Source organism: Lactobacillus sp. ESL0233 (assembly GCF_003692995.1).
Classification (GTDB): domain Bacteria; phylum Bacillota; class Bacilli; order Lactobacillales; family Lactobacillaceae; genus Lactobacillus; species Lactobacillus bombicola.
On the sequence record NZ_REHH01000007.1, the window covers coordinates 415,199 to 439,513 of the forward strand.

Sequence of the window (24,315 nt, forward strand, 5' to 3'; positions counted from 1 at the left end):
TCTTAGCCCAAAGATTTCTCTTGTTGAGCAATAATCTTATTTTCTAACGCTGCTAAAAGCGTATCAGCATCATACTCGGCACTACCCGAACTATTAATTTGAATGGCACCACTCTCGATTGTGATTGTCGATGAGCGGTTGTCATTGCTTGTACTGTTTCCGCCAAATCTTGCATTGGTAAGACCACTAGGTCTGCCAGATTGATTAACACTGCCATCATAGTTAGTGCCAACCGTATCAGGTGTTGCAGTAGCAATCATCGCATCACTAGCACTAGCAATTAAGCCTTGTGTACTGTTCATCCCAATAGCCATACCCTTACCGAGATAACCACCTATTTCAGCAAAAAGCCTTGACGGTGAGTGGATTTTCGCTTTAGCCCGTGCGGCACGATCTGCCTGGGCAACTAATGCATCAGCGGCGGCTGCAACTTCGCCTACTGCTGACCGCATTCCAGCTGCTAATCCTTGTCCAATCATTGCTCCTGCGCTAAACATCGGACCAGCTCCTGCTTGAGCTATTGCAGCCGCTCGACTAATCGCGGATTGAACGCTTGCTAAAAATTCAGCAGTTTTTGCTCTGCCCATTCTAGGACCCGGAATCGGTCTAACTGTAGGCATTATTGGAGTCGGCACTTTTGGTCGTGCTACTTTAACATGGATTGTTTTGACTTTAGGCATAGTTGGCTGTGGCACCTTAGGTTTGGCAACCCTAATATGCAAGGTTTTAGGCTTAGGCATTGTAGGTTGGGGAACTTTAGGCTTAGCTACCTTTACATGCATGGTCTTAATCTTGGGCGTCTTAGGTGTGGGTACCTTAGGCTTAGCAACTTTAACTTTAATTGGCTTAGAACCTATTTGAGACTGCATCTTCTTTTGGGCAACTCCAGCTGAACCAGTATCGGTTTTAACCTTGGCTTTAAGCGGGTTCTTACTAATGCTTTGCTGAAGTTTATTAACGGGATCGCCTACTGTTGTGCTAGAAATTTTTGCCTTTAGTGGCTTAGATGCTAGCTGCTTTTCAATTTTTGCATTTGGATTAGTGTCAAATTGATAACCAATTTTTATTTTTTTATTAGCTAATTGTTTATTTAAATCTATATTATTTAAACCGTTTATCTTACTATTTTGAGCAGCTATATTTGGCATCTTAATACTGTCTAAACTAGATTTAGTTGTTTTAGCTTGAGCATCGATTCCCTTAAGTGAACTGATTACAGCGCCCGTTGTTTTGAATTCGTGCGCACGATTTAAAGAATCGAACATATGACCGATATCATTGCCTGCTTCACTAAAAGCCTTACGCATCCCGCTGAAACTAAAATCACCGTTTTTAATATCGTTAATGGCAGAACCAAATGCTTTAACGCTATCTCCAGCTGCCCTTAATGAATACACAAATGCTGAAGCTATGTTTATAATGCTTGTCAGCGCATCTGCAAGCGCACCAACGCCAATAGCAATGCCGTAAATAGCTCCAATACTAATAGTACCTAATGCTTTACCTATTACTGATAAAACTCCACTCGCTGGTGCAAGTGCTTCACCCAAATTACTAAATGCACTACTTAGTGGTGCAAATATTGTCCCGATATTGCTAAACAAATTAGACATTGTGTTTCTAAAATTAAAAAGATTGGTCTGCCAAGCATAGACAGCTCCAATAATTAGAGCAGTCACTCCTGCAATTACAAGAGCAACAGGCCCCGTGATTGCAGAAAAGGCCCCCCCTATCATGCTACCAATTTGAGCAATTTTCTGAGACAACGTCAGTATGGCTGAAATTGTTGAAATAAAATTACTTAGACCACTTGACAATTTTTCGAAAACGCTAGCTATAGCACCGGTACCTTTCATTGCAACAAAGGCGGTTGCTAGTGCAGTGACAGCAGTTGCAACGTGCTGCAGTTGACCTGGATCTAACGAGCCAATTATTTTCAAACCTGCTGCTATTGCGGCAAGCTTAAGGCCATTAACGCCAAGTTTTAATGCTACAAACGCAGTTGCTAACATTTTTAGTGCGCTAGGATTAATTTTTGATATCGCCTGCACAACGTTGGCAATCCCAGAAGCCATGGTTAATGCAAACCTTCCAACACCTTGGCCAATACTATTAAACAGCCCTTTCAGACCTTGATTATTAGACAAGCTACTAAACAGCGTCCTTATGCTATCTCCAATATCTCGGATTATGTCGACAAATTGGTTTTTGCTAAATTGGCTAGTAAAGCCTTTTATAAAAGCGCTGCCTGCCGTTTTCACACGATTAATGCCATCAATTATCTTATCGGCAAAGTTGGTAAAGTTAACTTTCCCTAGCTTGTCAGTAATGCTACTGATTGCCTTAATACCAATCTCACTCAGTTTCTTAAATTGCGGTTGAACCTTGTTTGCCAACGTCTCTTTTAATCCGTCTAATGCTTGACCAATGGTCTTGTATTGTGTTGCCATCTTGGAGAAGTTGGCATTAGTCCCTGTTTTTGCTACGGCATTTAAGAAGTCTTCCGTTTTAATGGTACTAGCCTGGACATTTTTAACTAATTCCTTGGTAGACATTCCCATTGTTTTAGCAACGGCTGCCATACCTGCTGGTGTTTGTTCTAGCATTAACTTGAAGTCTTGCCATTGCACTGTTGGTTTAGCAGCCATTTGCGTAGCCTGTTCAGACAACGTCTTCATAGCTTGTTGTGGATCAGTAGCGGCTGCAGCTAAGCCGCCAAATCCTTTAACTAAAGCCGTGGTGTTTTTTGTTCCAACAGCTGCTAACTGACTATACGTCTGTGCCATGTCAGATGAGGAATAGATGGTATCTTGGGCAAACTTCTGCAACGAATTTTTAGCGGCATAAATTTGTGCCGGACTCTTACCAATCTGACGCATGTTGCCTTCAAATGTTGACCAAGCTACTGTTGAATCATTTAATTCACCTACAAAAGCACGAACACCATTCTCAGCAGCACCCATTGCCGAACTAATCATACTGCCGATTGCTGAACCAGCAATTAATTGCTTAAGCCCTATATTGGCTGTATTGGCACTGTGACCCATTCTCTCAATACCGGTAGAGCCTTTGTTCATTTCTGCTTTAAGCCTGTTAGCAGCGGACATACTACGCTGCATTCCCGAATTAAATCTATTTAGTACATTACTAAAAGCATCATTAATCCTAAGAGTCCCACTAATTGTAGCCATTTTTTACCTCCTTTCTATTTATATCTTCTAGCCTCACGTTCTGCTTCTTTTTGTTGCTTTTCTTCGGCTTCAACACGTAAGTCAATTGTAGCCTGTACCATTGCTTTTTCTCTTAGTGTTAAATTGCCATATTGGCTAGGTGTCCAATGATATTCGTTAATGCAGTAATAGCAATAATTGAAGTCCCGATTGGACTCAATTAGTTTTTTGCTATTTCCACAAAATTGCTTAATTTATCCGCATCAAAGCCAGAAATTTCCGAAATAGCTTCTAATAAGTCGCCGTATTCTCCCGCCTTAGCAATCATTTTCCGCAACATTTTAGCTGGTTCAGCGATACAGCCCCAGCTTTTTTGTAGTTTTTCGTCATGTAGATTAGGTACTACGACAGACTTTTCGATTAGTAAATCGGTAAACTTATTACTATCAGACTTTTCAACTTCTTGATAAGTTTTCTTGCTAATCATTCTAGAAGTCGCTTGCTTTTGCAATTGATCAAATTCTTCAGAAGTAATATTCTGAATTACAAATGGCTCCTTATAGCCTGTAATTTTGATTTCTTTTGTCAGACGCTCTTGCTTTACATTTTCAGCTAAAAAATCGTTAACATTATATTCTTTTTTGATAGTCATTTATTATTTCTCCTTATAAATCAAACCCAGTGAACGGTGTTACCAAGTTAATCTGTTCAAAAGTAAAGTCTGTCTTCCATTGCATAACTCCATCATCAGCTTTAAAGTCCGCCAGTGGAATATCGTTAAGGTTAACTTCTCCTAAATGAATTGTCTGAGTACCAGCCTGGCTAGTTGGGTCGTTAATCGTAAAAGTGATTTCAAAGTAAAGATCTTTCCCGCCTTGTACGTATGGCAAAGCGTATTTTGTCCAATTTGAACTAATTAAATAGCCTCCAATTGAACCCGTACCTTCCACAGATGTGACCTTTTTATGTTTCCAACGACTGCCAAGCGTCTGCACGTCCTCTTTATTTTTTTCGAGTTTTGCTGAAAATTCATTACATTCAATCAATGGAATAACATTGCCATTAATCGTGATATATACTTTCGCATCTTTTGTTGAAATGGTATCCCTGCCATTTAAAAAACTGCCAACTGTACTTACTGTTTCGTCTGCCATTTATTTTTACCTCCTAAATTATTGAACTACCATTGTCATATAAAGTTTTTCCATTGAATCCAATGGAGTTATTGCTAAATTGACTAAAATAGAATCACGCTCATCCCCTGTTTCAACAGCAATGTCATTGGTATCAAAACCGTTAATTATTCCGTTATCTGATAGGCTTTGTAAATAACTGACAATATTAGCTTTGAACAAATCACGACCAGTTAAATTGTTCGTAATTTTGCCAATAAACATATCTTCAAACGTGCGTTTAATTCTAGTTACAACTGTATCCATTGTTCTAACCACACGATTTTTACCGAAAAATACTGGCTTTTCAGCAGTAATCTTAGTTAATGAGTTAATATCCTGCTCAATAATCACTGCTTCATTACGTTTTGTAGTAAAGACAATTTGCCCTTTTTCTAAAGCATCAATAGTCTTATCATTACTGAACTTCGGATAGGCACTGATTGCATCTGGATATTCTACATAAGTTAGCGATTTGGCAGCCGTAGCTGAACTTGATGCGCCTGCAAAATAACCGGCTGCTACTGTGGCATCTAATTCTGTACCATCACCGAGGACCACACCGTTTGCAACCATGGAAATGCCTTCATAATTGACCTTGTCAGTTGTTACTGGGACAACACCACGTACTTTAATATCGTTGTCCTCACGTAAATGTTTAATTTCTTCCACCAATTGTTTATGCAATGGACTATCGACTGGAAATCCTGCCGTAGTGGCTACGTCATAGTCTTCAGTTTCTAATGCATCATTAAGCAATTCAGTCATTTGTACTGGTACCGTTGTGCCACCTGTTAAATCAACAGTTATAGGATTTTGCAATTGTTCTAGTTTAGATAACATAACCGTTGGCGTATTGTTCCCCGAACTATCATCTTGTGGGCTAGGCTGTGGAGCCAATTCACCATTTACCTTGAATTTCACATAATCATTGTCAATTAGCTTCTCTGGTTTATCAACGTCAATAACTTGTTGGTCGACCAATTTTGTACCAAATAGAGTTGATACTGTAACTTTGCTGTCTTGTCTTTGCACAGAGATATGTAATTCATTGCCTTTAGTACCTGGATAAATAGCTGTAATCGTCCATGGTAAGGCAGGGTCTGCTTTAGAAGCAGGTTGTCCATCATTGTTATTAAGTAAAAGTACTGTATCGGCTCCTTTTAGCACTTCATGTAGAGTCTGCAACTCTGGCTCATTAAGGTCATGACCTAACAAAGCTTTAAAATTAGATTCATGAGTTAATTTGATAATTCCCTTTGCTCCCCAGTTAAGTTGTGTGCTAACCGGTAATAGTGTGCGTCCAATTTCAGCGCCAGTATTACCTTTACCCTTACCAACAACATTGATATAGGCACCTGGTCGGCGTTTGTTTTGTGTTTTCCAACTCATTTAATTTGTCCTTTCAATTTCTCATTTTGTAACTTTACTTCGTCTTTTTTATCAGGGTAAAACCTACCCCACACTTCGAATTTGTAAATTAGCGTATTGTCTTCTTGCTGAGTAACTTCAATGTTTCTAAGAGGCGCATAGTCTTTTAGTTCTAACAATCCGCTTAGCAAGTAATCTTCGACACGTTCCATATCAGTCTTAGGATTGTTTGGATTAGGAAAGTAGATAACTTGAAAGCTTTGCTTACGCATCTGTCTATCAAACAATTCTGGAGTAGCGATTATACTGATTTTCTCAATAAAAAAAGACGGCTCGCTAAAACCATCTGCTTGATTTTCAGTGTAAATTATTTCATTTGGAAATATCCGTGCAATCTCGTCAGCAACACGTTCAATTATTGTCAATCATCCATCAACCTCCTCATCATATCCCAAACAATCGGTGTTAATAGCTGTGGCATTTGGCCACTTGTTTGGTCCGTTGCTTTTTGTAAAAAGTGCTGACCTGGTACCCAACTAGCTTTTAGTCGCTTGCCAATTACTGGCACGTACTGTCCTACTTTTTGCCGGTGGCCATTTTCCACAAATGAAGCATAATTTTTACTATTCCGCAATTCGACTGTTATGTCTGAACCTGAAAAGAATGGTCCCTTGAGTTGCCAACTGCGTCTTAGATCGCCAGTTTTAACTGGTGTGTTTGCCTGAGCATTACGCTTATAAGTTTCTCCAACATTTTTTACGCTCTTTTTAACTTCAGTTTTTAATTGATCGCCTGAAACTACTGCATTAACATGTTTAGCAAATTCTTGAAACTCTTCATCGTCAAAACTTCCAAATGCACTCATGCTTTCTCATCTCTTGTCATTGCTACTTCTTGATGACTAACATAGCCCGAATATCCCTTACTTGAACGCTTGTACTTGGTAACCTTGCCATTGATATCAGTCACTTCAATTGTTGCTCCTGCTGGAATGTATAACCCAGTTCTGATTAACAAAGTCGCATCATACTCATCTGTGCCAAAAAACGACTGTTCACCACTTTTTAATCCTTTGAGGATAACCTTAGCTGGCTCATCGGAAACAATCGTCACAGGCTCGCTTGTGGTTATATGATGTTCATTAACCACTTTCTTGGTGGTTTTTATGGTCACCTTATCAGTCCATAACTTAGGAGCAATGTCCTTTAACTTGTTAAATGCATCAATTACCATTGCAGTCTCCTAAAATGGTTTAAATCTACAAAGAAATCGTCTGTAATCGGATTTAATTGTTGTACTTTAGCGTATATTTCAGCTGGTGAGCCAAAATTAACTGATACATCGCCTTCACTAATTGAGTTGACTGTGTCACTATTGCCATTGGTCCAATTGTGTGTCTGAACTAATTGCACACACATTGCGGTAATCGTAGTGTCAATGTCAGGTGGTAGTTCCTCAATCGGAATGTTGGTGTAGTTGGCCACTGATTGAATCACTCGATCTAGGCTAAAACTCACTATGTCGGCATTAACCTTGTCACCAAGCAATTGGGTGACCTTATCTTTAATTTTTTGTTTGTGTTCATCATTCATTTTTACTTCCCACTTTTGGCAGTTTTAGTACTTTGGCTATCATCTTCTAGTGATTGACCACTAACACCTTGCGCTGGCTTATCAGCAATCACGAATTGAATACCTGCTGTTTTGGTATTAAGCAGTAAAACATCGTTGTATGATTGCTCATAGTAGAGATAGTTACCGCTTGAAGCTGCACTTGGTTGGTCAAAACCTGCAAAACTATACTTTTCTGGAGCAATTTGAACACCGTTGTAAATTAACATCATTTCAATTTGTTTAGCTGAGTCAATTGTCTTAGCACCAACAGTAAAGTCATATGCGGTCTGCATTAAATCAGATGGAATAACCACAATCGTTACATCATCTAAGCTGTAAACTGTCCGTTGAATGCTGTTAGGGTCTTTTAATGTTAAGCCACGATTCAGTGCCTCAGCACGCTTCAAAATTGCGTTAATCTTGGGAGTTACGTACAGATAACGGTTTTGGTTTGGAATACGCGCTTCATCAAAATCAACCATCATATTGTCAAATGCCGTTAAAATGTTCTTCTCATCAAGCGTATTGTTAGTAATTCCCTTGCCACTATCTTTAGTTTGTTTTTCTAAAAACAGCTTGCTAAACATGTATTTGTCCATTTCAGGCATCTTTTCGTCTAAGTTAAATTGACGAGTAATGTTAGCCATTGAAATAACATAATTTGATTCATCAACGTCTGATGGGTCAACTAAAGTACTCCAGTAACGTTCATTCTTTAATTCATAAGTATCCCAATCGTTACTGTAGTTTGGCGTAATGTCCGTAATAGTCCGTCTTGCTCGGTCTTTGCGGCCTTCTAAAATAGTTAATCTTGGTAATTTAATGTGTTTGGCGCCATCAAACGTAATCATTAAATTTGATGGTGAATTCCATAATGGTGCTGTATAAAGATGACCATCATAAAATCCTTGTTGAATTGCTTGTTGATATGCTTCTGCATAATTAATTGTTGCTGGCATTATTTATCTTCTCCTTTAAATATATTTGTCATAGTTGCTACCAAATCAGGGTCAGTCTTAGCTCCTCCACCTTGTGGTTGATAAAGCTCTTTCTGACCCTGATCAAATAGGTAACTATCAGATTTTTGCAATGAACTAATTTGGTTGTCTAGGCCTTCAAGTTCGCCTTTGTCGTTTAACTTGACTTCGTCCATATTCAATAGCGCTTTAGCAGCCTTTGTATTGCGCACTTTTGCTTTCCCTAATTCACTGTCAACTGCGCTATTGAGCTTGGTTTGTTGCAATTCCTTGGTTAAGTTTTCTGTGTCATGCTTGTATTTGCCCTGAAGTTCCTTTAACTGATTACCGAGTTCTTCGTTATCACCTGCCTGCTTTTTGAGAGATTTCAAATCTTTGTCTCTTTCTGCAATCTGAGACTGCAAGGACTCATTAGCTTTTTTCAATTCCTCAGTTTTTGAATTAATTAATTCATCGGACTTGGCTTTCAACTCTTCAATATCTGCACCATGAAGTGCAACAATCTTTTCCATTTGTTCATTACTTAAACCAATTTTTATTAACTTTTCTCTTGAAATTCTATTTGCCATTTTATTTCCTCTCTCGCAATATTTTTACGTGGAGCGACCACAAATTAAGGTATAAAAAATAAGCCTTTTTACGCCATGCTTGGGGCAAAATAAAAAGCAGCTGTTAGGCTGCTTTATTTTTTATTATTAACTATTTCTTTTATTTTCTCTTCAGCTTTAGGCTGCAATATATACGGAAAAAAAGGATTATCAACATCATCTGTGTATATGGTATTCATGGTTTTTTCAATTAGTTCAAATTGTTCTAAAAGTCGTACTTTTTGATTATTATAGGGAAGCCTTCTAGCGTTTGGATGTGTTTCATATAAGTAAATCAAAATATGAATTGCATCAGGATCTTTCAATAGATTGTTTTGCTGTTTTATAAAGTACTTATTAAATTTTCTATCTCTTTTTCTTTTTAAGATTAGCATTCCACTTTGCACAATAAGAAAAAAGAAACTCAAAATAAGGACTATGAAAATATTACCGCCATATTTATTATAAATATCAAGATAATGTATACGCTCTAAAAAGCTATATGGAAGTAAACCTCCTACTGAGCAAAGGCATAAACTCGATAAAAAAGTTGCTAACGTAAAGAAGAAAGCAACCGAACTCCCAAGAATATTTATTAATTTATCTAAATTTTTTCATCCTGCATATGTCCTGTGAAACTAAAACCTATATCAATAATTCTGCTTTTTTAATGATTTTTTTCAAATCATTTAGCCATATATCTTTTTTTGTCTCATCGTATGCTTCCGTAAACTCAGGAATAACATCATTTAAATAATCTTCCATTTTAGGATTATCTATTGCCAGTTGATCCGTTTCATCTGCAAAATAATCTTGAATAGTAAACACATATGTTTCTAAATCAGTATTATTAAAAGCCCTATTCAGTATATCTATTGCTTGCTTTTCACTTTTTTTCAATTTTATCCCACCTACTTCCTGGCTTTCGTTGACGAATTATAGTAACCACTTTACCAGTAGTTGATTCTTTAATTATTGCTATTTTATCATAATACTCTATCAATCTATTATTTCTTGTGTCAATATAATTGGCTGGCATTTTTGCCACCCTCTTAATAGTTTCATAATTATATAAGAACCTTCCATTTTTCTTCTGTTGCATACGAGATGCATATTGCAATGCTGCATGTCCAGAAACTAGAATATCGTCATTTTTAAAGGAAAAGTAAGCTTCTTTAGCAATATTCCTTTTAGTTATGGACTGAGTTTCTGTTTTCGAATTTCTTATATAATCAATAGTCTTGATATCATTACTTAGCTTTTCATATTGTTCACTTTTTCTATTTAAAGAAAACAATTCTTGCTTTTTAGGTGCATGTTCGCCAAGCAAGGCTTTAATTTTCCTGTATTTAGGTTCATCTACATACTGTTTCTTCCACTCGTTGAAGGTCATATTTTCAACATATTCACCCTTACCAGTTTCAGGATCACGAGCCCAGCGTTCAGAGCTGTCAGGAAAACCTTCAATATATGGCATTGTGGTACATCTGCAATAAGGATGTATTAAGGGATAGTTAAGTCCCTCTACTTTGTCTTTTAATTCAAATACTTGGCCATCTAAATGAGCACATTCTTCACAAGTGTGGGACTCTAACGTTGCTAAATACTGGTACTGTTCAACTCCCTCTTCTTTGTATGCTTGTGCGGTTGCTTCTTCGGCAATGTGCCCCATTTCAGTAATCACTAAGCGATGCAATTGATAGTCTTCAACGTCTCTCAATCGCTGGCGCATCATTTTAAAAATCTGCTCGTTAGAATGTCCTAAAACTGTGCCACGTAACAACGCATCACCTAATTCATTAGGTAACACCTCAGTGTAGTTTTTCCAAATCCGTTTAGAGAAGTTGCTGCCATTCCAAGGCTTGTTGACAATTACTTTGACTTGATATTCATTGACATTGGCAAAGTCACTGGACAACTTGGCCTGTTCTAATTGCGTCAAATAGATGCTATGCATGTATGTTTGTTGAAATTGGTTAGATAGACTTTGTGCTAATTTGTCACTCTCAGATGTCGCATATTGGCTTAATAGGTTGGTTAACTGCTCGTCTATGTTCTCAAGTCTTGATAATTGGCTTTTGAAATATTCGGCATCTAGTTCTTTGTCAAAGCCGCCTTCTTTAGCCTTACGTTCAAATTCTTTAAGCGTCATGTGCCAATCACGAGTACCAATTGTGCTCAAGATTTTACGAGCATCTTTTATGCTTATCTCTTGATTAGATGCATATCGTTTAAGCCAATAATCAACTTCTTGCTCCAATACCTGCTCGACTTCTTTTAGCCTAGCCCGCATTGCCGTTTCATATTCAGCAGTGTTCTGGAGTTGCTGTTCTTTTTCATACAAAAAACGACGTTTCCAATAATCAACTTCTCTCTTGGTCGTCATTATTGTCACCGCCGCCGTTTAGGTTGTCAGGGTTACCATACTCATCATTACGATTCTTAAGGTCTTCCTGTTGGTCTTTCAACTCTTGCTGCCAATCTTCAACTATTGGGTTAGCTTTGGCTATTGCCTCTTTGCTTGTCCAATTTGCCAACTGAGCAACCACCTGAGCTTTTTCAACATCATTTTGGATTGCTGTTCTGGTCCAAGTTTGATTAATTCTTCGACTATCCGCATCTGAAATATTTAACCAATGCATGATTGCTCTAACTAATTCAGTCAATGCATCCCTAAAATAGGCTTCTGTTTTAGCTGCTTTTAACTCCAAATGAGAATAGAGCATCTTAATTGCAGTCCCAGTTGCATTATTAGTTTTAAAATCAGTTGGATCGATTCCTTGAGCATGAACAAAAATGTTAGTCTTAGTTGTTTCTAGCATTGAGTTACGGGCCTCAGTTGGAATATTAATGGCTAATTGATCAACACCTGAATCATCGCCACTACCCATACTCCTAACTCTAATGGCCTTATATCGTTGGAGGTCTTTTCTGAATTCGTCCAGACCTTGTCCGCCATAATTCTTTAAAATTAAAAATATTTGTTGAATATCATCTAAATCATTAACGTAGCCGTTATAAATTTTGTCATAAACGTCGATTAAGCCCTTGTAATGAAATAAATCTGGTTGCTGTTCCTTGTTTTTTGGAAACGCAATAAACGGAATTCGACCAAAATCATGATAGTTAACACTTGACGTTCCTGTAAGTTCATCTGTTGTTAAATCATAAACGTTGAATCTATCTTCAATTAGTTCTAAATTATTAAATTGCTCGTCTTTTGATTTAAAAACAGTGACCGTTTCATCATCCCAGTATTCATGTACCCAATAAGTTTTAGCAGTTTCTGAATCAAGTTCTTTGTATGAACGTCTTAGTGCTACTAACTTACGATTTAAATCAGTTGAATAAATTGGTGTTACTTGGTCTGGTGGCACAATCGCATATCTAAACTGGCTATTTTCATCAAGCCAATAATGTAGCCATGCTATACCAGCATTAGCTGCATCAACAACCAATTCATTTAATCTTAAAGCAAAGTTGTCGCCTAAAGTATCTTTAATTTGGTCATTTAGCTTATCTTCACCCACATCAATAGTTGGCGCTTTAGTAGCCAAATAGCCTGCTTCTTGATCAACTAATAGTTGGTGGAAGTTAGAACTCACACGGTTATCAGCTGGCCTTAACGGATTTTTACTCTTTTTTGCGGCATCGTCTTCTTTAGTTTTAGACTCACCATTGTTTTTGATAGTGATGTCATTCTCATTGAGGTAATAGCTTTTAGATTTAGCATATTTAGCATTAAAATTAACTCGCCTTGTTTGCGTGTTTTGTAGCAATTTTTTCATCGCTTCTAATTCCATTTAATAAAACCTCCTTTCCTGATTAAACTTTCAAGAGCATATCGGGTCGCGTCCATAGTATGGTCGTTGCCATCAGGATAGCCTGACTTGTAGTTGCCGTTTAAATCGATTTCAAATTCATAGCTAGTAAATTCACGCCAAGCATCAGGACAACGGTTGGGGTCAATGATAATTTCACGTAAATCTTCCAGCCACTTGTAGCCATGATCACGTGAACCTCCGCCTTTGATAGCGCCATAGATGTTAAGTCCTTGGTCTTGGTATTCCGCAATCATATCAGGAGAGGCCGAATCAGCTGTTAATGGTTCATTTCTGGGATTACGTTGCTTTATCATCGCAACTGCATCACGTACTTTTAGACCAACACGTTCAAATTCATCAAAAATAAAAATGCGACGCCTTGCTGAGTCCCAATAAATTTTAACGAATGCCGTCGGGTCTTTGGCAAAGCCAAAATCTAAGCCGTAGTAAACCTTATCGAACCTAGCAATTTCATCATCTGTTATTGCGCGTGTCGTAATATTGTTGAACACTTCCGCGCCAGTACCAGTTACTTCTCCTAGATACTCATGTCTATATGCTTTTTCATTATCTTTTTTTAGCTGTTCAGCATCTGCTAAGAATTCAATACCGAGCCACGACTTCGGAACAGAGCGATAATCTGAAAGATTAACCAACGTGTCATCACGCATTTGCTCACTGTCAACCGCCTGATTTACCCAATTAGATTGTCTAGCTGGTGGGTTATATGAATAGAAAGTAATAATACCGGAACCACCACGTCCTAGAGATTGGTTGATTGACCTGATTTCTTCCATGCCCTTAAACTCTGTGACCTCTTCAAAATGTTTAAATTTCGTGTAACCTTGCCTAAACGTTTGCGACTTTATCTTACGTGGGTCGTCTGCACCCTTAAATCTAATCTGTTGACCGGTTGGTTTAAAGGTTAATTGCATCGGACTAACTGACGATTGCCAGTATTCATCAACGTGTAATAAATCAATTGCCCACAAGTATTGCTCAAACACTGAATCACGTAACGTGTTGGCTACTTTACGCAAAACAATTGCATTAGCATCCTTATCTTGCATAATTCCCAGCACAATCATGAGTGAAATAAAAGAGGACTTGGTACTACCACGTCCTCCTTTGAGCCAATAATTGGCATGTTTTTTGTTATGAATATCCCAAAAAAGCTTATAGAAAGCCGGCGAGATATTATCTTTAAGACTCACTTGCATTATTGTCCTCCTTTGGGATATTGAAATTGATGTTGACTGTCGTGTCTAGATCATCACTGTTTAATTGCTCAACTTTATATTCAGCCATCTTAGCTTCGGCAACCATTTTACGCAGTTGCGCATTAGAAATAGGGTCACTTGGATACCGTTTAAGCAATTCTTTAGCAGCAGTAATTCTGTCTTTAGCCGAAACTTCAATACCCTCAAAAATGCCCTTAGCAGTCGCTACAGTCTCCGTTTGTTCGCCTCGCATAACTGAGGTTAAGTATTCTAAAACCTCTTTGGCGCTCGCTAATTTGGCAGATTCGAGCCGTTTCATGCGCGATTCGATATAAGCTTTAACGTTAGCATTTGTTAGCATGCGACTAGCGTTAGCTCTCGCAGTTTCATTATTTTTAACCTTGTAGCCAGCATTTACATATGCTTCGGTCGCATTACCACTTTTGATATACTCGTCAGCAAACTTTTTTTGTTTACCTTTTAATTCAGTCACATCATTTCACCACCTCCTGATTTTGAACATTAAAAAAAGCACCCCATTAGGTACTATAGAGTGCTATTGCTTGCTTCATTTTAAATATTTAGATAAGTCTACCCCATTATCTGAAGCCATTTTCAAAGTTTCTTCCATGTCATAGCCGTAATCTGTAATAGTGATATCATACATAAAATCATGGACTTCATCAGGCTTTGCTGTTTTACTAAAAGTGAAAAAAGCTCCTACAAGACCTAGCCATTGCAAAACAATTAAAAAATCTTTATCTGAATATACCCAAAAATATATGCTATTATCAATTGATTTTTCCAAATGATATTCTATTTTTCTTTTTTCACTGAGATACTTAAAATAAATAATCAAATTTTCTTGTTTTTTTGTGTTCATAATTAAAAAGCCGCCCTAGGTTTCATACATTTTGATACAACTAAAGTTCCATCAGAAATAGCATTTCCAACAAGTTCAACATATCCATGATTACCTACTTTTGGAATATAGACATTTTTAGTCCAAGCTTTACCTATAACCCCATTATCTCCATGTGCCACTTTTACATTTCTTATCTTACCATTATAATAATGTACTCTTAATTTCAAATTTAATGTATAAAAAGAGAATATCGGATTAGTCATTTTAATGTATACATAAAATTGATTTCTACTGACATGAGTAACTTTTGAAATTCCTGACGGACCAGTCATTGTAGAAAACGTTTCTGCTGAATTAGTATTTTTCACAGGTCCCATGGATTTGGTGTTAGATTTAACACTTACTTTCACACTACTTTTTGCTGCTTCAATCTTATTGCCACTTAAAGATAACAAAGAAATAGTTAACATCATAGTAACTAGTACCAATAATCTATTTATTTTTTTCAATACATATACCTCTATTTCTATAAAACTATATTTATATTGTAGCATATTATGTGTTATTTAAATAATTATATAATGCTTTTAATTGGTATATGTATTGTTCTTACAATCCTCGTACGCAGTAGGGAGTTACGTATGGCTATTGCGGTGTCGGGACTCGAACCCAGCTACAACCATTACCGCAGCCCTTTGTCTTTATATTTAAGGAGGTACCATCAATGAGGAAAAATTTATAGATATTTATAGATAAAGTATCATCGAAAGACAATTCCTTAATCTTTCGACAATACCATAATACAACGTATTATCTCTACTCAACCTATGATAATCCTATGCAAAAACTATGATGATTCTATGATTTTAAAAAAACTCGTAAATCACTAATTGAAGCACAATCTTTTTTTCGCCAAAAATCAAGGCGTTCTGCAAACTCAACACACGCACTATTTTTCAATTGATAATAGCGAGCTGACTGATAACCTAATCTTTCTGCAATTTTTGTATCTGGCATCTTTTTTATAAAAAATAAATATAAAATTATTCCACTAGAATAATTGCAACTGCTAAGAGCATGATCAACCGCTCTTACGCAAGCTTGAGCGTCGAGATTAACAACTATGCGTTCATCTTGATGATTGCGTCCATCATGTCCACCAACGTTATTAGGGTCAAGAGTTGGGCTTGATATGTCGCTTAGGTGTTTGTTGGCCAGATTAAGATAATGACCAAAGTCTTCTGTAAAAAAATTTTTAACTGCTTGTGCTGTTTTTGCTTTATCTAATTTCGCTTTCTTAAACAAAACTGATTGCTCAACTCCAATCATCATCCATTACCGACCTATTCTTTAATAAAAATTTTCGTATTATTCTTAGGAACCATATATCTACCACCTTGGGGTATGTCGCACCAATGAGTGCGTTTAGTTATCAGATTAATGTGTTTCCGCATTCGCTTATAAACTTCATTGGAATGATTGCTTTGTGAGATACCAAAATATTGCAGATTAGTTGTAGCGGCTAAATAAATTTCAGGTTGATTTTCTGGTTTAACAACATACTTAAAAACAGGTCTAGTATGATAACCATATAGCACTGCTATTCTGCGACAAGCGCTAGGATTGTGACCAACTTTTGCGCTAATTTCGCGATAGTTATAGCCGAGCTTTATCAACCTAATTATTTCTTTATCATAATCATGTTTTACAAATTTCTGAGCTACACCTATCTCTTTATGCAATTTAACCATTAAGGGTTTGTCATCAGGTATGACAAGCGTTCCATATTTATCTTCTATTTCATGTATTAAATCCCAAACTTTTTGCGATAATCTCATTTTTATCACTTCCCTTTTAAAGCCCTACCACACCAAGGGCAGTAGTTTATTTGATACGAAACGCTTGCCCAACCATAGTTGTTGTCATCTTTAATTTGTGTATTTAACAAATTTTCACGAATTTTAATTTTACCCGTATAACCATTTAATTTTTCAACTATTACTTCGCTTTTTTGGCAATATTTACAGATTTCAGTACCCATATCCGACTAACCCTTCTTTCACGATTTTTAAAGCGTCATCTGCACTCCTAGCTATACCATGCACAATTTTTCGTTTTTGTAGCACATTATGAAATCTGATTTGTTCAGGTCGCGGCTTACCCGTTGCCGACTTTACTTCAATAAAAAAGATTTGATTATCAATCCACCGAAAGCCAACCAAGTCTGGAAAGCCTTTAGGTAAGCCTGTATCAAACCAACGACCGTCTTTCATCAGGACTTTGCCGACATTGGCACGGAAAACTGTACAGTGATTGGCTGATAAGCTTAATTGAATTTGTTTTTGAATTTCGTGCTCTTGCAATAATTACCACCCCCAGCTAGTCCACCACATATACTTTTCAAGCAAGCCGGCTAATACTGCTAAAACAGCAAATATTATAAAGAATGCCCAACCTAATTTTTCGTTATCTAGGTAAAAACACACGAACGCTACTATGCATGATAATGCTCCCAACAAGCCGATTAAAATTATTAATAATTTCATTGATTACCCCCGCATTCACTAACTTTTTTGTCTTTGATTCGCCTTTTTAAAATTCGAGCACATTTAGCATATGTTTCTTCATCAACATGATAGGTTTGTTCAAAAGGCTTAGGAGAATCGCCAAAAATACCACTTTTATTGGGCACGTGTTTAAAATTTATTATATATTGTCCGTTAGAATGAATTTCTATACTACTCAAATTTTCGATAAGTTCTTCATAATCGCGTTCCTTTTTAATATCAGTAAAGCGAATTGCTTTCTTAGTTATTTCTTTCATTTTTATCCGCCTTTTTGTTTAAGTAATCCACGCTCCAGTCATAGTCTTCTTTGCTGACCCTATATGTTCCAGATTGAAATTTCACAAAGTATGCAGGTACTTTTCGCTTAGGCTTAAGTTCATCATTATTTAGAAGCAGCATTGACGTTCCATACATGTCTTCCAACATTTCTTCACGTTTTATATTTTTGTCAACGTTAGTAAATCTAATTGCTTTCTTAGTCGTCTCTTCCATTTTTTGTTACTCCCGCGTCTTCGAATTTCTCGTTTTCACCCAATGGATAGTTATCTGGCACGTGCCCAAGGAACACGTACTTGCCATTTTTGCTTTTGCGATATAACTTTTTTACTTTCGTCATTGTTTAATCCTTTTAAAACTAATATTGATAGTCAAATCTTCTGAATTTTTATTGGACGTTTTATTAAATGACAATTCGTTTAAAGTTAAATCCTTATCATTTGCAATGCTAGATATAGCTTGTAGCTGCATAATTACAGCTGCTAATTCAGGGTACTTTGTATCAATTAAAATTTTTTCTTCTTTTTTCATTGCTAGTCCTCCACTGGCGTTAAATTAAAATACGTACTTAACCAAAGTTCTATTTCTTCAAATTCTCCGGACCCTAGTAAAGTGCCTTTTGTGTCCCCCTTAAATTCCTCTTCATCGATTTTGTTTTTCCAATTTGCAACATTAGGCTTGTCAATAAAGCCGAGTTCGATATATTCGCCAGAATCAATAATTACATGGTTATCGTACAAGTTGGTTCCCATAACAGGATTCTTACCAACATATTTTCTAAAGCCAATGTAGTTAAATTTACCCATTGTGCCTTTGTCTGCTTTAAAAATTAGTTTTTTCATTATTTTTCTCCTAAAGGTGACACTTGGGTGACAGTAACCGTCACCTGTTTTTAACTTACTCTCCCAAGGCTTTATTACTATATTTTTCAAAGGTGACAGTAAAATTGAAAAAAACTTTTAAAAGCTATTAATAGGCTTATTTATATAAATAAAAAGTTTTATTAAAATATACTGTCTTACTGTCACCTAACCATAATTTAACTTACTCTCCCAAGGCTTTAGTTAGGTGACAGTAACCGTCACCTAACTGTCACTAACTGTCACCTTTGAAATCCTCTAACCGTTTTTCCATCTATTTTTTTACGAGCGCTCGTATCATATCCAAGGTGTTCCATGTAGTAATTACGGTAAAATTACAGTAACTGTAATGTGCTTTACCGTTACTCTCTCAAGGAATTAGATACCATAATTTTAAAAATTACAGTAAAAATCAAAAAAACTTTTAAAAGCTATTGAATAGGCTTATTTATATAAATAAAAAGTTTATATAAATAATAGTGTAATAGTGTAATTTATATTTATAACTCTTAGAGTGACAAGGGCTTGCAAGATTACAGTAACCGTAATTTTACTGTAATTCACTGTAATTATTTACTAAATCCCCTAACCGTCTTACCGTCTATTAACTTAGTTGCGCCTACTGTATAACCTTCATGTTCCATGTAATACCGTACGTTTTTAGTTTGTTTATTGTTACGCGACAGTGCGTTGTAGTCTTGAAACAAAGCAAAGGCCAAATCACGGTTAGCTATAAATTCTTGATTTTTAAATTTATTTTCTAAAACATCCATTAAGTCATCTTCTAGCCCAGTCGTATATCTGAACTGCTCACGATTAGCTTTTAGTAACCCTTCTTGTCTGGGCGTAAACAAAAACGGGTCTTTGGCATTTTTATAGAGCCACACTGCTTCGCCCCACACCTGCTCCACCACCTCTGGAGATAGTTCAGTTATCGGACTTTTAGTTTGTTGTTCAGGGTGCGCATAAATTGATAAAAAACGCCGGTCGCCTGAACGGTCTTTAAGGTGACGGACTTCATTAGTTGTCCGCGTAATAATAAATTTCTTTTGAAATTTGATTGGCTTATGCGCGTAAGGTTTACGATATTCAAAGTCTTGCATTGTGATAAATTTTTTAATCTCTTCAAAACTGGCATCATTACTCGCGGTCATTTCATCATCATTAACGATAAGCGCGTTTTTCATGACTTCAAAATCGTCTTTTTTAGTAAAGCTATTGAATTGGTCGGTATATAGTCCCATTGGAGCGATATTTTTTAAGCACGTTGTTTTACCAACACCTTGGCCACCGACTAAATCGGTAACATAGTCAACTTTAACTGCTGGGTCATAAGCTTTTGCTACTACCGCCATAAAAAATATCCGTGTAATCAACACATTGGTTTCATTATTATCCGCGCCCAGATATTCAACAAAAAATTTATCTAAACGGCGTTTTTTATCCCAGTGCTTGTAAGCTTTATCCATATACTTCACCACGGGGTTATAAGGATTCATGTAGGCAACATTATCAACGGCTTGTTCAATAATCATATTTTTAAAAGACGCGTGACCGTAAACACCTTGGCTTTCGATATATAATTCGATTGAATTAGTAACTTGGTCGGTGTATCGACCCTTAGTAATCGCTACTTTACCAATGTCCGGCAGCGCAATCTCAACCGACTTGACTACATCAACTTCGCCAGTAAACTCATTTAAACGAAATAAACCTTTCAGATTGGGGTCGCGGAGTAAAATCATGACTACATTTTTAACGCTGGTGGTTTTGACCGCGCCATTAGTTTGCTTGTCAAGGTCAATTGTGGTGTTGCGCAATTTATTCGCGTTTTTTTCATCAATATGAATAATGTCACTCATCAATCCCCCTCCTCTGTATCTCTTTTTCAATCATGGAGTTAACTGTTCGTTCGACCTCATTGAGTGGTAAGCTGTCCGCCGTGTTTGTGTTGGCTATGATAGCCAGCTTGGCAACGGCATCTGGGTCGACTCCGCGATATAGTAGACCACCCACAAAACTAGCTAACGATTTATTGCGTTGACCATCATCACCAAGGCCATTAGCTATCTTTTCAAATAAGCCTGTTGTTTGTGTTTTTGCTGAAATTTTATAGCTTAAAATCTTACGCTTTTCGGGCTTTGCTTTCTCTTTTATCAAATCCAGCAAGCCTTGCGGCGCTGGTCTGATTGGCTTGTGGTTAAGCCATCTGTAAGATTTATCGCCTATGCGGCTAGGTGCAACAACCACGTAGTTATTTTCGTGTGCTTTCAAGTCAACGCCTGGCAAGAAACCGATATTTTGTGATATATTTTCATCCTTAGGCTTTTGGAAAAAGAAATGAAAACCGTTATGAGCGGTGCGTTCAGTCAAGGTATCTTTAAACCATTCATCATGTTTTAAAGCACGAATAGCGTCCATACCATCTACCTCACCATGTCGGTCAACATCAATCACAAAAAACTGGTCGGTTTTAAGAGCGATATTAGCCAGTGGATAACGTTGCCAAGTTTGTTTAATTTCATCCACACTCATTGCAGGTCGGTTAGCAAACTTAACTAAAGGTCGCTTATTGGCGCCGATTGGAATCACACCAAAACCGTGATTAGCGTAGTTAATCGCATAATTTACTAAATTTTCTAGTGCCAATTTAATCCCACCAAACGTCATCAATATCTTGGACACCGTCAGGCACATGCGGATAAGTAAATTCGGGGCTATACGCAGAGTCGACTTGTACATAGTGGTCATTAGTCAGACTGCCTTTAATGGTGATAGGCGCTCCCTGTTTAACTGTCCTTAACAAATTTTTAATTATTACATCTGTAGTTATGCAGGTCACCATTACCTCTCCACATTGCACCACCGCTTGCGTGTAAGCCCAGCAACCATTTTCAAAAATATTTTTCGGATCTCTAAATAGCACGCCAATTAAGGTAACTTGATTTACCATGATTACACCTCGCTTCTAGTCAAAAGGGAGGTCGTCGTCAGAAATATCTACCGTGTTCCCAGTGCCATTAAACGGGTCTTTAGCATCTGCAACCTTAGGCTGTTCGTGCTTCTCAAATTTATAGTTTCGGTAAGGATATTGTGGGTTCTTTTTGTTCGGCGAGGTTGTAATCGTTACTTTTAAAAGTCTGCCTAAAGCTCCTTGAAGTTTGTCAGCGATTGCATCATAAGCTTCAGTTTCTATATCAAAATCAAAACAACTATCTGGAATCGGATTGTCTACTGCTTCACCTAAAATTTGAATTTGTGAAATAGTTCGGGCGATAAAATTTGGAGAAATTGGAGTACCATCGTTTTTAGTTTGTCTCAATGATGGGAAGTAAGACTCGCGGCGACCTTCGTATTCGCCTTCAACAACGCTGAAATTAATAATCAAAAAATCATGGTCATTTTTAACGCTGTGTGAAGCACCATCAAGTGTCATCAGATAAGTATCATCAGGAATTGGCTCGTTGGGGTTAAATTCCTTGCCTTCTTTAGGGTCAAAACCGTTCTTTTTTAACTCATTCATTGCATCCATTAAACTCATAGTTATTTATTCTCCTTTTTAAAAATTCCATTGCATGTTTGTAAAAGCTGTAGAACCCGCTTGTCAGTGATATTTTTAGGGTCGTATTGGGTTCTTAAGCCCTTAACTTCTCTGAAGTACGTGGCGTTAGTGCCATCACCAACTTTTTTAGTGCGAATTTCAATATCGCAGTTGCCATTGACGACGTTGTAATATTTCGTTTTAAGTGAAGGGTGGTAAGTAGTCGCTCCAGTGTTTTCATCTGTAATAGCTATTTCGCGCGAAATATAGATGATGTTCATCGGCAGCGCTTTTAAATCCATGACCATTTGCTGAAGTGCCGCATTAAATAGTGCGTAGCCTTTCCCATATCCGATATCACCTAGTGACTTCACGTTGTTTTCCCAACAGATAGCCTGCTCCAACATGACAACAATGTCGTCAATAACATCAACCACTAGAGTTTTAAATTGTTCTTCTGGCTTTCTTTGCTCGTTTTCGTTTTGCAAAGCTAGAACAATATCGTCGATTTGATTAGTGACCAGTTGCTTAGGCCGGCCATTTTTATCTCTTAAATTTCTGATTTGAAATGCCGGTGCAGTTCCTTGCTCGCTGTTTCCGTCCGTATTAAGCACTAACGGATTCGGAAAATAACTTGCGAAGTAACTTTTGCCGGTCATCGGTGCGCCCCAGATAAAAAAGTTATGGGGCTGAGATTTTGGAGCCAATTGCTCCGCTTTTGGTAAAATAATCATTAATATTTGTCTCTTTCTATTTCTGCTTCAAAAATCAATCTGTCGATAAAATGATTCAGAATATTTCTTTGCTGTAAAACTTCTTTATAATTCCCAGCCATTGTTGCTATAGCGATTCTGATCGCAACATGGTTGAGAAAATTAACTTTTTTCACTTTTTAAAATATCCTTTCTGTTTAAGTTGAAAGTAAACCCAGCCAGGCTTATAGCCATGAAGGTTTGCATAAGCTTTAAATTCGGCTGGTGATTGTAATTCACTTACTTTCTTTGTCGCAACTTTTTTAAGTAAATCGTTGTGTACAATTTCTTTAATTAAATTTTTGCGTTTCTTAGCTTCTACTAAATCAACATCTGCCACTTGTTTGTCTTCGTGAACCTTGATTGGCTCGCCGCATAATGGGCATTTACCGTTTTTAACTTCGGCTACCTTTACCACGGCAAAACAATAATCGCAGGTGATAATTGCTGTTCCTTGGTTGGCAGTCGCTGACGTGTCACCTTTTACACCACTTACGATTGCTTGTCGCCAGTCGCGGTCGTCATCTGGATAACCAAATTTCTGTACGTTATTAGCGTGGTCGATAATGATCGCCGTTTTACCTTCGCGCGGGTTTAAGCACCGCATCGAAAACTGGAGGTATAAAGCAAGTGACGTGGTAGGTCTGGCCATAATCACGCAATCCACATTTGGCAGGTCAACACCTTCAGTAAATAGATTGACGTTTACAAGTATCTTTAATCGTTGTTTGCGAAAATCGTTAACAGTGCTATCGCGCTCGGCGTCAGCAGTTTTACCATCTACTTCTTTGGCACTAATTCCTGCTCGATTGAATTCGTCAGCAACTCTTTTAGCTGAATCAATCGAATAGGTGTAAACGACTGCTTGCTTATCTGGCGCTATCCTTTGATATTGCTTAACAATATGACCATAAATTTTACTGCTCATAGCGTCGTCCATTGATTGTGTGGTATAGTCCCCAGTTGAACTTCTTTTTAGTAGTTTGCTGTTAAAATCGTTTGGTGGTTGAAAATATCTAAACGGTGCTAAAAAGCCGTTATCGGTTAGCTCTCTGATTGATTGACCGATGATAATATCGTCCGCAATCTGGTCTAGTTGTTGTTTACCAGTTCGCCGCGGTGTCGCAGTAAAAAATAAAATGTAAGCATTGCTAAATTTTTGGATTATCTTTTGATAACTTTTCGCTAAAGCGTGGTGACCTTCGTCAATTAAAATTAGTTGTGGTTCGGGTAGTTTATCGACCCGTCGACAAAGTGTCTGTACTAGTCCCATAGTTGCCAGTTCAGGTTTAACACCCTGTGCTTTAAATGTATCAATCGCTTGGTCTAAAACTTCTTTGCGGTGGATAATGAACATCACGCGATTATTTTTAAGTGTTGTCCGTCTAGCAATTTCAGCCATAACCACCGTCTTTCCTGTCCTCGGCGGCGACTGCACAATAATGTGGTGGTGCCCAGTCTGCATTGATTTAGTTATGTGGCTAATTAAATCCAGTTGATATGGTCTTAACTCATACATT

The 24,315-nt window shown here is 37.3% G+C and carries 34 protein-coding genes; all 34 read right to left on the minus strand.

The window, feature by feature from the left end:
- Positions 1 to 2 precede the first annotated feature (2 nt).
- The 34 genes from F5ESL0233_RS05075 to F5ESL0233_RS05235 all read right to left on the minus strand — a co-directional run bounded on the left by F5ESL0233_RS05075 (position 3) and on the right by F5ESL0233_RS05235 (position 24,314).
- Entirely contained in the window at positions 3 to 3,191 is a 3,189-nt protein-coding gene (locus F5ESL0233_RS05075) for a tape measure protein (protein ID WP_122059060.1), read from the minus strand.
- Positions 3,192 to 3,390: 199 nt separating this feature from the next.
- Positions 3,391 to 3,822, minus strand: coding sequence for a hypothetical protein (locus tag F5ESL0233_RS05080; protein ID WP_122059061.1), 432 nt, complete (start codon positions 3,820 to 3,822; stop codon positions 3,391 to 3,393).
- 13 nt (positions 3,823 to 3,835) lie between these two features.
- Positions 3,836 to 4,324 carry a phage tail tube protein gene (locus tag F5ESL0233_RS05085; protein ID WP_122024775.1) on the minus strand — a complete coding sequence of 163 codons (489 nt, stop codon included), beginning with the start codon at positions 4,322 to 4,324 and terminating at the stop codon, positions 3,836 to 3,838.
- A gap of 18 nt (positions 4,325 to 4,342) precedes the next feature.
- Positions 4,343 to 5,734 (minus strand): phage tail sheath C-terminal domain-containing protein, encoded by a 1,392-nt coding sequence (locus tag F5ESL0233_RS05090; RefSeq protein ID WP_122059063.1) that lies wholly within the window; start codon positions 5,732 to 5,734, stop codon positions 4,343 to 4,345.
- Entirely contained in the window at positions 5,731 to 6,138 is a 408-nt protein-coding gene (locus tag F5ESL0233_RS05095; protein WP_122059064.1) for a DUF6838 family protein, read from the minus strand. The genes F5ESL0233_RS05090 and F5ESL0233_RS05095 overlap by 4 nt, the downstream gene beginning before the upstream one ends.
- Complete coding sequence (locus tag F5ESL0233_RS05100) at positions 6,135 to 6,578, minus strand: HK97-gp10 family putative phage morphogenesis protein (RefSeq protein WP_122059066.1); 444 nt, start codon at positions 6,576 to 6,578, stop codon at positions 6,135 to 6,137. Before F5ESL0233_RS05100 ends, F5ESL0233_RS05095 begins: the two co-directional genes overlap by 4 nt.
- Positions 6,575 to 6,940 carry a hypothetical protein gene (locus F5ESL0233_RS05105; RefSeq protein ID WP_118898254.1) on the minus strand — a complete coding sequence of 122 codons (366 nt, stop codon included), beginning with the start codon at positions 6,938 to 6,940 and terminating at the stop codon, positions 6,575 to 6,577. Before F5ESL0233_RS05105 ends, F5ESL0233_RS05100 begins: the two co-directional genes overlap by 4 nt.
- A complete protein-coding gene (locus F5ESL0233_RS05110) occupies positions 6,940 to 7,305 on the minus strand; it encodes a hypothetical protein (RefSeq protein ID WP_122059067.1) in 366 nt (121 codons plus the stop codon). The genes F5ESL0233_RS05105 and F5ESL0233_RS05110 overlap by 1 nt, the downstream gene beginning before the upstream one ends.
- 2 nt (positions 7,306 to 7,307) lie before the next feature.
- Positions 7,308 to 8,285 carry a capsid protein gene (locus tag F5ESL0233_RS05115; protein WP_233554964.1) on the minus strand — a complete coding sequence of 326 codons (978 nt, stop codon included), beginning with the start codon at positions 8,283 to 8,285 and terminating at the stop codon, positions 7,308 to 7,310.
- Positions 8,285 to 8,872 carry a phage scaffolding protein gene (locus F5ESL0233_RS05120; protein ID WP_233554965.1) on the minus strand — a complete coding sequence of 196 codons (588 nt, stop codon included), beginning with the start codon at positions 8,870 to 8,872 and terminating at the stop codon, positions 8,285 to 8,287. The genes F5ESL0233_RS05115 and F5ESL0233_RS05120 overlap by 1 nt, the downstream gene beginning before the upstream one ends.
- A 113-nt stretch (positions 8,873 to 8,985) precedes the next feature.
- The gene (locus F5ESL0233_RS05125) at positions 8,986 to 9,486 is read right to left on the minus strand and encodes a super-infection exclusion protein B (protein ID WP_370448348.1); all 501 of its coding nucleotides are present in this window, start codon (positions 9,484 to 9,486) and stop codon (positions 8,986 to 8,988) included.
- Positions 9,487 to 9,535: 49 nt separating this feature from the next.
- Positions 9,536 to 9,790 (minus strand): hypothetical protein, encoded by a 255-nt coding sequence (locus tag F5ESL0233_RS05130; protein WP_122059070.1) that lies wholly within the window; start codon positions 9,788 to 9,790, stop codon positions 9,536 to 9,538.
- Complete coding sequence (locus F5ESL0233_RS05135) at positions 9,777 to 11,276, minus strand: minor capsid protein (RefSeq protein ID WP_122059072.1); 1,500 nt, start codon at positions 11,274 to 11,276, stop codon at positions 9,777 to 9,779. The genes F5ESL0233_RS05130 and F5ESL0233_RS05135 overlap by 14 nt, the downstream gene beginning before the upstream one ends.
- A complete protein-coding gene (locus F5ESL0233_RS05140) occupies positions 11,254 to 12,693 on the minus strand; it encodes a phage portal protein (protein WP_122059073.1) in 1,440 nt (479 codons plus the stop codon). The genes F5ESL0233_RS05135 and F5ESL0233_RS05140 overlap by 23 nt, the downstream gene beginning before the upstream one ends.
- A complete protein-coding gene (locus F5ESL0233_RS05145) occupies positions 12,684 to 13,934 on the minus strand; it encodes a PBSX family phage terminase large subunit (protein ID WP_122059075.1) in 1,251 nt (416 codons plus the stop codon). Before F5ESL0233_RS05145 ends, F5ESL0233_RS05140 begins: the two co-directional genes overlap by 10 nt.
- Positions 13,918 to 14,427 carry a terminase small subunit gene (locus tag F5ESL0233_RS05150; protein ID WP_122021804.1) on the minus strand — a complete coding sequence of 170 codons (510 nt, stop codon included), beginning with the start codon at positions 14,425 to 14,427 and terminating at the stop codon, positions 13,918 to 13,920. The genes F5ESL0233_RS05145 and F5ESL0233_RS05150 overlap by 17 nt, the downstream gene beginning before the upstream one ends.
- Positions 14,428 to 14,502: 75 nt before the next feature.
- Entirely contained in the window at positions 14,503 to 14,817 is a 315-nt protein-coding gene (locus F5ESL0233_RS05155) for a hypothetical protein (protein WP_122059076.1), read from the minus strand.
- A 2-nt stretch (positions 14,818 to 14,819) separates the two neighbouring features.
- Positions 14,820 to 15,308, minus strand: a complete 489-nt coding sequence (locus F5ESL0233_RS05160; RefSeq protein ID WP_122059078.1) for a hypothetical protein — start codon at positions 15,306 to 15,308, stop codon at positions 14,820 to 14,822.
- Positions 15,309 to 15,657: 349 nt separating this feature from the next.
- Positions 15,658 to 16,131, minus strand: coding sequence for an ArpU family phage packaging/lysis transcriptional regulator (locus tag F5ESL0233_RS05165; RefSeq protein ID WP_122059079.1), 474 nt, complete (start codon positions 16,129 to 16,131; stop codon positions 15,658 to 15,660).
- Between the two features lie 11 nt (positions 16,132 to 16,142).
- Positions 16,143 to 16,637 carry a hypothetical protein gene (locus F5ESL0233_RS05170; protein ID WP_122059081.1) on the minus strand — a complete coding sequence of 165 codons (495 nt, stop codon included), beginning with the start codon at positions 16,635 to 16,637 and terminating at the stop codon, positions 16,143 to 16,145.
- A gap of 5 nt (positions 16,638 to 16,642) precedes the next feature.
- Positions 16,643 to 16,840, minus strand: coding sequence for a hypothetical protein (locus F5ESL0233_RS05175; RefSeq protein WP_090094002.1), 198 nt, complete (start codon positions 16,838 to 16,840; stop codon positions 16,643 to 16,645).
- A complete protein-coding gene (locus F5ESL0233_RS05180; protein ID WP_122059083.1) occupies positions 16,830 to 17,162 on the minus strand; it encodes a VRR-NUC domain-containing protein in 333 nt (110 codons plus the stop codon). The genes F5ESL0233_RS05175 and F5ESL0233_RS05180 overlap by 11 nt, the downstream gene beginning before the upstream one ends.
- A gap of 3 nt (positions 17,163 to 17,165) precedes the next feature.
- On the minus strand, positions 17,166 to 17,345 hold the full coding sequence (locus tag F5ESL0233_RS05185; RefSeq protein ID WP_122059084.1) for a hypothetical protein: 180 nt from the start codon (positions 17,343 to 17,345) through the stop codon (positions 17,166 to 17,168).
- Positions 17,342 to 17,623, minus strand: coding sequence for a hypothetical protein (locus F5ESL0233_RS05190; RefSeq protein WP_122059086.1), 282 nt, complete (start codon positions 17,621 to 17,623; stop codon positions 17,342 to 17,344). Before F5ESL0233_RS05190 ends, F5ESL0233_RS05185 begins: the two co-directional genes overlap by 4 nt.
- The gene (locus tag F5ESL0233_RS05195; RefSeq protein ID WP_122059087.1) at positions 17,607 to 17,858 is read right to left on the minus strand and encodes a hypothetical protein; all 252 of its coding nucleotides are present in this window, start codon (positions 17,856 to 17,858) and stop codon (positions 17,607 to 17,609) included. Before F5ESL0233_RS05195 ends, F5ESL0233_RS05190 begins: the two co-directional genes overlap by 17 nt.
- 120 nt (positions 17,859 to 17,978) lie before the next feature.
- Complete coding sequence (locus tag F5ESL0233_RS05200) at positions 17,979 to 18,173, minus strand: hypothetical protein (protein WP_122059089.1); 195 nt, start codon at positions 18,171 to 18,173, stop codon at positions 17,979 to 17,981.
- A gap of 2 nt (positions 18,174 to 18,175) precedes the next feature.
- Positions 18,176 to 18,484 (minus strand): hypothetical protein, encoded by a 309-nt coding sequence (locus F5ESL0233_RS05205; protein WP_122059090.1) that lies wholly within the window; start codon positions 18,482 to 18,484, stop codon positions 18,176 to 18,178.
- A 587-nt stretch (positions 18,485 to 19,071) separates the two neighbouring features.
- Positions 19,072 to 20,364, minus strand: coding sequence for a VapE domain-containing protein (locus F5ESL0233_RS05210; protein ID WP_122059092.1), 1,293 nt, complete (start codon positions 20,362 to 20,364; stop codon positions 19,072 to 19,074).
- Positions 20,357 to 21,172, minus strand: a complete 816-nt coding sequence (locus F5ESL0233_RS05215; protein ID WP_122059093.1) for a bifunctional DNA primase/polymerase — start codon at positions 21,170 to 21,172, stop codon at positions 20,357 to 20,359. The genes F5ESL0233_RS05210 and F5ESL0233_RS05215 overlap by 8 nt, the downstream gene beginning before the upstream one ends.
- Positions 21,153 to 21,347 (minus strand): hypothetical protein, encoded by a 195-nt coding sequence (locus F5ESL0233_RS08180; protein WP_147442587.1) that lies wholly within the window; start codon positions 21,345 to 21,347, stop codon positions 21,153 to 21,155. The genes F5ESL0233_RS05215 and F5ESL0233_RS08180 overlap by 20 nt, the downstream gene beginning before the upstream one ends.
- A 123-nt stretch (positions 21,348 to 21,470) precedes the next feature.
- Positions 21,471 to 22,043, minus strand: coding sequence for a single-stranded DNA-binding protein (locus F5ESL0233_RS05225; protein WP_122059097.1), 573 nt, complete (start codon positions 22,041 to 22,043; stop codon positions 21,471 to 21,473).
- A gap of 2 nt (positions 22,044 to 22,045) precedes the next feature.
- Entirely contained in the window at positions 22,046 to 22,777 is a 732-nt protein-coding gene (locus tag F5ESL0233_RS05230; protein WP_122059098.1) for an AAA family ATPase, read from the minus strand.
- Positions 22,777 to 22,932, minus strand: a complete 156-nt coding sequence (locus tag F5ESL0233_RS08285; protein ID WP_158593132.1) for a hypothetical protein — start codon at positions 22,930 to 22,932, stop codon at positions 22,777 to 22,779. The genes F5ESL0233_RS05230 and F5ESL0233_RS08285 overlap by 1 nt, the downstream gene beginning before the upstream one ends.
- Entirely contained in the window at positions 22,929 to 24,314 is a 1,386-nt protein-coding gene (locus F5ESL0233_RS05235; protein WP_122059100.1) for a DEAD/DEAH box helicase, read from the minus strand. Before F5ESL0233_RS05235 ends, F5ESL0233_RS08285 begins: the two co-directional genes overlap by 4 nt.
- Between the last annotated feature and the right edge of the window lies 1 nt (position 24,315).

Bases quoted from the DNA above. Each gene is read 5' to 3' on its own strand.
- F5ESL0233_RS05075 (WP_122059060.1), bottom strand. From the start codon at position 3,191: ATGGCTACAATTAGTGGGACTCTTAGGATTAATGATGCTTTTAGTAAT.
- F5ESL0233_RS05080 (WP_122059061.1), bottom strand. From the start codon at position 3,822: ATGACTATCAAAAAAGAATATAATGTTAACGATTTTTTAGCTGAAAAT.
- F5ESL0233_RS05085 (WP_122024775.1), bottom strand. From the start codon at position 4,324: ATGGCAGACGAAACAGTAAGTACAGTTGGCAGTTTTTTAAATGGCAGG.
- F5ESL0233_RS05090 (WP_122059063.1), bottom strand. From the start codon at position 5,734: ATGAGTTGGAAAACACAAAACAAACGCCGACCAGGTGCCTATATCAAT.
- F5ESL0233_RS05100 (WP_122059066.1), bottom strand. From the start codon at position 6,578: ATGAGTGCATTTGGAAGTTTTGACGATGAAGAGTTTCAAGAATTTGCT.
- F5ESL0233_RS05110 (WP_122059067.1), bottom strand. From the start codon at position 7,305: ATGAATGATGAACACAAACAAAAAATTAAAGATAAGGTCACCCAATTG.
- F5ESL0233_RS05115 (WP_233554964.1), bottom strand. From the start codon at position 8,285: ATGCCAGCAACAATTAATTATGCAGAAGCATATCAACAAGCAATTCAA.
- F5ESL0233_RS05120 (WP_233554965.1), bottom strand. From the start codon at position 8,872: ATGGCAAATAGAATTTCAAGAGAAAAGTTAATAAAAATTGGTTTAAGT.
- F5ESL0233_RS05135 (WP_122059072.1), bottom strand. From the start codon at position 11,276: ATGACGACCAAGAGAGAAGTTGATTATTGGAAACGTCGTTTTTTGTAT.
- F5ESL0233_RS05140 (WP_122059073.1), bottom strand. From the start codon at position 12,693: ATGGAATTAGAAGCGATGAAAAAATTGCTACAAAACACGCAAACAAGG.
- F5ESL0233_RS05145 (WP_122059075.1), bottom strand. From the start codon at position 13,934: ATGCAAGTGAGTCTTAAAGATAATATCTCGCCGGCTTTCTATAAGCTT.
- F5ESL0233_RS05155 (WP_122059076.1), bottom strand. From the start codon at position 14,817: ATGAACACAAAAAAACAAGAAAATTTGATTATTTATTTTAAGTATCTC.
- F5ESL0233_RS05165 (WP_122059079.1), bottom strand. From the start codon at position 16,131: ATGATGATTGGAGTTGAGCAATCAGTTTTGTTTAAGAAAGCGAAATTA.
- F5ESL0233_RS05170 (WP_122059081.1), bottom strand. From the start codon at position 16,637: ATGAGATTATCGCAAAAAGTTTGGGATTTAATACATGAAATAGAAGAT.
- F5ESL0233_RS05175 (WP_090094002.1), bottom strand. From the start codon at position 16,840: ATGGGTACTGAAATCTGTAAATATTGCCAAAAAAGCGAAGTAATAGTT.
- F5ESL0233_RS05185 (WP_122059084.1), bottom strand. From the start codon at position 17,345: ATGAAATTATTAATAATTTTAATCGGCTTGTTGGGAGCATTATCATGC.
- F5ESL0233_RS05190 (WP_122059086.1), bottom strand. From the start codon at position 17,623: ATGAAAGAAATAACTAAGAAAGCAATTCGCTTTACTGATATTAAAAAG.
- F5ESL0233_RS05195 (WP_122059087.1), bottom strand. From the start codon at position 17,858: ATGGAAGAGACGACTAAGAAAGCAATTAGATTTACTAACGTTGACAAA.
- F5ESL0233_RS05200 (WP_122059089.1), bottom strand. From the start codon at position 18,173: ATGAAAAAAGAAGAAAAAATTTTAATTGATACAAAGTACCCTGAATTA.
- F5ESL0233_RS05205 (WP_122059090.1), bottom strand. From the start codon at position 18,484: ATGAAAAAACTAATTTTTAAAGCAGACAAAGGCACAATGGGTAAATTT.
- F5ESL0233_RS05210 (WP_122059092.1), bottom strand. From the start codon at position 20,364: ATGAGTGACATTATTCATATTGATGAAAAAAACGCGAATAAATTGCGC.
- F5ESL0233_RS05215 (WP_122059093.1), bottom strand. From the start codon at position 21,172: ATGACGTTTGGTGGGATTAAATTGGCACTAGAAAATTTAGTAAATTAT.
- F5ESL0233_RS08180 (WP_147442587.1), bottom strand. From the start codon at position 21,347: ATGGTGACCTGCATAACTACAGATGTAATAATTAAAAATTTGTTAAGG.
- F5ESL0233_RS05225 (WP_122059097.1), bottom strand. From the start codon at position 22,043: ATGAGTTTAATGGATGCAATGAATGAGTTAAAAAAGAACGGTTTTGAC.
- F5ESL0233_RS05230 (WP_122059098.1), bottom strand. From the start codon at position 22,777: ATGATTATTTTACCAAAAGCGGAGCAATTGGCTCCAAAATCTCAGCCC.
- F5ESL0233_RS05235 (WP_122059100.1), bottom strand. From the start codon at position 24,314: ATGTATGAGTTAAGACCATATCAACTGGATTTAATTAGCCACATAACT.